This is a genomic window from Rhodoferax sp., from assembly GCF_014859475.1.
Lineage (GTDB): Bacteria > Pseudomonadota > Gammaproteobacteria > Burkholderiales > Burkholderiaceae_C > Rhodoferax.
In genome coordinates, this window is record NZ_JACUUE010000176.1 from 1 (window position 1) to 5,214 (window position 5,214).

7 protein-coding genes are annotated in these 5,214 nt (G+C 61.8%); 4 read left to right on the top strand and 3 right to left on the bottom strand.

Annotated elements, in window-relative coordinates; translation table 11 throughout:
• Nucleotides 1-1,109, bottom strand: a 1,109-nt coding sequence (locus tag IBX54_RS12230) for a substrate-binding domain-containing protein (RefSeq protein WP_296542931.1), incomplete at its 3' end; no start/stop codon positions are given.
• Nucleotides 1,110-1,206: 97 nt separating this feature from the next.
• On the opposite strand from IBX54_RS12230, the gene IBX54_RS12235 reads away from it, so the two are divergent.
• From IBX54_RS12235 to IBX54_RS12250, 4 genes are read left to right on the top strand one after another with little or no spacing between them, the layout of a single operon-like run.
• Nucleotides 1,207-1,947, top strand: coding sequence for an ABC transporter permease (locus IBX54_RS12235; RefSeq protein WP_296542932.1), 741 nt, complete (start codon nt 1,207-1,209; stop codon nt 1,945-1,947).
• Nucleotides 1,944-2,780, top strand: a complete 837-nt coding sequence (locus tag IBX54_RS12240) for an ATP-binding cassette domain-containing protein (protein WP_296542933.1) — start codon at nt 1,944-1,946, stop codon at nt 2,778-2,780. Before IBX54_RS12235 ends, IBX54_RS12240 begins: the two co-directional genes overlap by 4 nt.
• A gap of 41 nt (nt 2,781-2,821) precedes the next feature.
• On the top strand, nt 2,822-3,625 hold the full coding sequence (locus tag IBX54_RS12245) for an extracellular solute-binding protein (protein ID WP_296542937.1): 804 nt from the start codon (nt 2,822-2,824) through the stop codon (nt 3,623-3,625).
• A 12-nt stretch (nt 3,626-3,637) separates the two neighbouring features.
• Nucleotides 3,638-4,477, top strand: a complete 840-nt coding sequence (locus IBX54_RS12250; RefSeq protein ID WP_296542934.1) for a molybdate ABC transporter substrate-binding protein — start codon at nt 3,638-3,640, stop codon at nt 4,475-4,477.
• Here IBX54_RS12250 and IBX54_RS12255 read toward each other — a convergent pair.
• Both IBX54_RS12255 and IBX54_RS12260 read right to left on the bottom strand, forming a co-directional pair.
• Nucleotides 4,449-4,841 carry a DUF779 domain-containing protein gene (locus tag IBX54_RS12255; RefSeq protein WP_296542935.1) on the bottom strand — a complete coding sequence of 131 codons (393 nt, stop codon included), beginning with the start codon at nt 4,839-4,841 and terminating at the stop codon, nt 4,449-4,451. The genes IBX54_RS12250 and IBX54_RS12255 overlap by 29 nt on opposite strands.
• A 145-nt stretch (nt 4,842-4,986) precedes the next feature.
• The coding region (locus IBX54_RS12260; RefSeq protein ID WP_296542936.1) for an aldehyde dehydrogenase family protein at nt 4,987-5,214 on the bottom strand (228 nt) is incomplete at its 5' end.

Genomic DNA, 5,214 nt, shown 5'->3' on the forward strand with positions numbered 1-5,214 from the left:
CGCCGGTAATCCCACCAAGGCAAGACTTTGCGCATTGACAGCACCTGGCCACTGTCCTGCGCTGTGTAGCCCGCGATCGCGGCAACTTTGTCTTGCCAGATTTGGGTTTGCAGCAGTTGCAGCAAGGCCAGAATGCCGGGCTGCATCAGCGCCGACTTGAGACAGACCAGGTGGTAGCGTTCTTCGGCCAGCGGCACAAAGTCCAGCCCGGCTTGTTGCGCCGCAGCGGCAATGCCCAGGCCGACATCACACTGACCCGATGCCACCGCCTGCGCCACGGCAGCATGTGACGGCTCGGTGCGCTCATAGCCATTGACGTCACTGGCCAGCAGGTCGGCCTGCGCCAGCAACTCATCGAGCACCACGCGGGTGCCACTGCCCAACGTGCGGTTGGCAAAGCGGGCGCGGCGCTGCACCACGTCTTGCAGGCTGTGCAAGCCCAGCGGATTGCCGCGTGCCAGCATCAGGCCCTGGGTGCGCCGGGCAAAGCCGATGATCTTGTGCTGGCCCGGTTGCAGCAGCGGCTTGTAGCTGCGCTCGGTCAGCGTCTTTTTACCGGTGCCCAGCAGGGTGTGAAAGCCGGCCATCACGCAGCGGCCTTCGTTGAGGGCACGAATGGCATCCACGCTGCCAGTGAAGCGGATGTCCAGGTGCAGCCGCACGGGCTCATCCTCAAGCGCCAACGCAATGCCTTGCAGGGCATGCTCGCGCAGGGCGGACAGGGCATCGTCGTGGCTGGCATAGAGCGTGACCACATGCACGCTGTCGTCAAAAGCCAGCGCGTAGCTGCGCTCCAACTCGGCGCGCAAGGCCTCGATTTGCGGTGCCAGACGGGCCTGCGCCTGGCGCTCGGCCCACATCAGCTTGTTGCCGAATTCGGTGAGCAACGCAGACTGGCCCTTTTCCCAGATCACCAGCTCGTTGCCGAGCTCGTTTTCCCAGCGCTTGAGCTCGCCCCAGACGTGGCGGTAGCTCAGGCCCAGCGCGCGCGCGCCGGCCGAAATGGAGCCCTGGCTGCTGACCGCCTGCAGCAAGTCGATCAAGGGGTTGCGCACCAGCGCCGGACTGCTGTCTTTGGACAGGGTGTAGTTGAGTTGAAGCCTATGCACGGTGTTTCATATCGCCAGTAATTGGATCAGTGGCTACGATACCGCAAATTGCACAAGGCACTCGCCACCTTTTTTTTGACTTCACGATCTTGCGGCCTTGACTACTTTTACCGAAAGCGCTTCGACCGCGCTGCAACTCATTGTTTCCATGGACACCGAACTGCTCACGATTGTGGGCCGCTCGCTGGCTGTGAGTGCCGCCGCTTGCGCGCTGGCCTGCAGCCTGGGGCTGGTGCTGGGTGCCTGGCTCGGGGTGGCGCGTTTTGCCGGGCGCGGGGCGGTGTTGACGCTGCTCAACACGTTTCTCGCAGTGCCTTCGGTGGTGGTGGGCTTGGTGGTTTACCTGCTGTTGTCGCGCACCGGGCCGCTGGGCTTTTTGGGCTGGCTGTTCAGTTTCAAGGCCATGGTGCTGGCGCAGGCGGTGCTGGTGTTGCCGGTGGTCACGGCGCTGACGCGCCAAACGGTGGAAGATGCGCAGAATCTGCACGGCGAGCAATTGCAGTCGCTCGGTGCCGGCCCGCTGCTGCGCAGCCTGCTGCTGGCCTGGGACGAGCGTTATGCCCTGCTCACGGTGCTGATCGCTTCCTTTGGCCGTGCTGTGTCGGAAGTGGGCGCGGTGATGATCGTGGGCGGCAACATCGACGGCTTTACCCGCGTCATGACGACGGCAATAGCCCTGGAAACCAGCAAGGGGGACCTGCCGCTGGCGCTGGGTCTGGGTCTGATTTTGCTCGGTGTGGTGCTGCTGCTGAATATGCTAATCGCCGCGGTGCGGCGTTGGCGTGAACACCAGGAAAGTGGTGTGGCACCCAACTTGCCATTGGGGGTGTCGGCTTGAAGCCCGCCAACGTGATGAATCAGGACTGGCGTGGTGGCGGTGCGGCCGGCGAACTGGTGGCCGATGCGCATGTGGCGGCGGTGCCTGACTTGCCGGGTGCCAGGCCGACTTTGTCACAACGGGTATTTGCCCTGCAAGCGGCCAGCGTGCATTTTGGTCAGGCGGCGCGCGGCGTGCGGGCCTTGTCAGGTGTCAGCCTGCAGATTCACGCAGGCGAGCGGGTGGCGCTGGTGGGGGCCAACGGCTGCGGCAAAAGCACTTTGCTGCGTCTGTTGCATGGGCTGACGGCACCCACCGCGGGCCAGGTCCTGCGCGCAGTTGGGGTGCGCCAGGCCATGTTGTTCCAAAAGCCACACCTGATGCGCCTGTCGGTGCAGGCCAACATTACGCTGGGGTTGTGGTTGCAAGGCAGCGGCTGGGGTCAGGCCAAGGCGCAGGCCTTGGCTGCGCTGGCCAAAGTTGGCTTGTCGGAGTTGGCGCAGCGCAATGCGCGCCAGCTCTCAGGTGGCCAGCAGCAGCGTGTGGCGATGGCGCGCGCCTGGGCCCTGCAGCCGCAGGTGCTGTTGCTCGACGAGCCCACCGCCAGCCTCGACCCGCACGCCAAGCGTGAAGTAGAGACGCTCATCGAAGCCTTTGCCAGTGGCCCCGAGGCCATGACGCTGGTGTTTGCCAGCCACAACCTGGGGCAGGTCAAGCGCCTGGCAAGCCGCGTGATTTACCTGGAGCATGGCTGTGTGCAAGCCGATTTGCCGGTGGATGATTTTTTTAGCGGGCCGTTGCTGCAACAGCAGTACCCGGCGGCCCATTTGTTTGTCAAAGGAGAACTTGTATGAAAACCGTGAAATCTTTTAAATTCTTTCAATCTCTCTCGCCCATGAAACTCGCGCAGGCAGCGGCCATCACCGTCGCCTGTCTGGGGGCAACGCTTGCCGCACAAGCCCAGTCGATCGTGGTGGCATCGACCACCTCGACCGAGCAATCCGGGCTGTTCTCGGTGCTGCTACCCGAGTTCAAAAAAGCCAGCGGCATCGACGTGAAAGTGGTGGCCTTGGGCACCGGCCAGGCCATCGACATGGGCCGCCGCGGCGATGCCGACGTGCTGTTTGTGCACGACAAGGTGGCCGAAGAAAAAGTGGTGGCCGAAGGCTTTGCCGTCAAGCGCATTGAGGTTATGTACAACGACTTCGTGGTGGTCGGGCCGTCGGCTGATCCGGCTAACGCCAAGGGTAACGACGTGGTCGAAGCGCTCAAGAAAATTGCCGCCGCCAATGCCCCGTTCATTTCGCGCGGTGACAAGAGTGGCACCTTTGCCGCCGAAATGCGCTTCTGGAAAATGGCTGATATGACCGACAAGCAAGGCAGCGGTTACAAGGCCTGCGGCTGCGGCATGGGCCCGGCGCTGAACATGGCCTCTGGCACCAACGCCTACGCACTGACCGATCGTGGCACCTGGCTCAACTTCAAAAACCGGGGTGACTTGAAGATTCTGGTCGAAGGTGACAAACGCCTGTTCAACCAGTACGGCGTGATGCTGGTCAACCCGGCAAAACACCCGCACGTGAAGGTGGCAGACGGCCAGAAGTTCATTGACTGGGTGGTTTCACCAGAAGGCCAGGGCGTGATTGCCGGATACAAAATTGACGGCGAACAGTTGTTTTTCCCGAACGCAGCCAAATAAAGCCAGGTCATCATGAAGAGCACGATTTTTCTGCCCCGGATGCTGATGGCAACCGGTATCGTGGAGCTTGCCGCGTGCACCGCAGCACCGCAAGCCGTACCCAAAGATACGGCGGCCATCTCAGCGCCGGTGAATGTTTATGCTGCGGGCAGTCTGCGCGGCGCTTTGACAGCCATCGCCAACGACTACGAGGCAGGTACCGGGCAAAAAATTGCGCTCACGTTTGGCGCTTCGGGCCTGCTGCGTGAGCGCATTGAAAAAGGTGAGGCGGCGCAGGTGTTTGCCTCAGCCGACAACAAGCACGCGCAACGTCTGGCAAGCCAGGGCGGTTGGGCAGCGTCCACTCCGTTTGTGCGCAATATCTTATGTGCATTGACCAGTGAACAGATTGACGCGACCCCCGCCACCTTGCTGGCCACGCTGCTGCGCCCCGACGTGCGGCTGGGCACGTCCACGCCCAAGGCAGACCCGTCTGGCGACTACACCTGGGAGCTGTTTCGCAAAGCGGACAAGGTGAAACCAGGCGCCTTTGCTGCGCTGGATGCCAAGGCGCAGAAGCTGGTGGGGCAAGTCGGCTTGCCGCAACCGCCCGCCGGTCGTCTGGCCTACGCCTGGATCATGGATGAGCGCAAGGTGGATGTGTTTTTGACCTACTGCACTAACGCCGTGGCGGCACAAAAACAAGTGTCGCGCCTGAAGGTGGTGCAGATACCGCCTGAGCTGCAAGTGGGGGCGCTGTATGGTTTTACCGTGCGCGAGTCAGCTCCACCGGCGGCTGCAGCGTTTGCCCAAGCCCTTATGGCACCTGCTGCGCAGGACGTATTCAAGCGTTTAGGGTTTGGTCAGCCTTGAATTCACTGTTTGCCAACACTGCCAGTTCTTCAGTGGTAAACACCCGTGAGCGCGTCAAGAAGCCCTTGCCCTCGGGCGTTTCCAAAGAAAAATCACCGCCACTGCCGTCGATCACGTCGATGATCAGCTGGGTGTGTTTCCAGAATCCATATTGCGCTTTGCCGATGTAAAAGGCGCATCCGCCAATTTCGCCCAGCAACACATCCCCGGCCCCCATGGTGATCTCACCCAGCAGGTAGCAATTGGCGGCGCTGTTGTCGCAGCAGCCGCCGGACTGGTGAAACATCAGGCCGGGGCCATGCTTGGCTTTCAGGAAGGCAATGAGTTCGAGTGCGGCCGGGGTGGCAATGACTCTTTCGATCAAGGGGTTCCCCCAAAAAATTGAACACACGTTGGAATAGCGCCACGAGGTAGCCGGTTGGGCGACCCCCGATTTCTGGTACGCCAGTATGAGGGGGTGCCCAACCGGCTGCCTCGCAGCGCGGTCTAGCAATAAGTAGTCAGCCCGATCAGAAGAAGCCCAGCTTGCTCTCGCTGTAGCTCACCAGCAAGTTCTTGGTTTGCTGGTAGTGGTCAAGCATCATCTTGTGGGTTTCACGGCCGATGCCCGACTCTTTGTAACCACCAAAAGCGGCATGCGCAGCGTAGTCGTGGTAGCAGTTGGTCCAGACGCGCCCGGCCTTGATGGCGCGGCCCATGCGGTAGGCCACGTTGCCGTTGCGGCTCCACACGCCAGC

Coding starts and splice junctions, on each gene's coding strand:
- IBX54_RS12245 (WP_296542937.1), top strand. CDS start 2,822: ATGAAACTCGCGCAGGCAGCGGCCATCACCGTCGCCTGTCTGGGGGCA.
- IBX54_RS12250 (WP_296542934.1), top strand. CDS start 3,638: ATGAAGAGCACGATTTTTCTGCCCCGGATGCTGATGGCAACCGGTATC.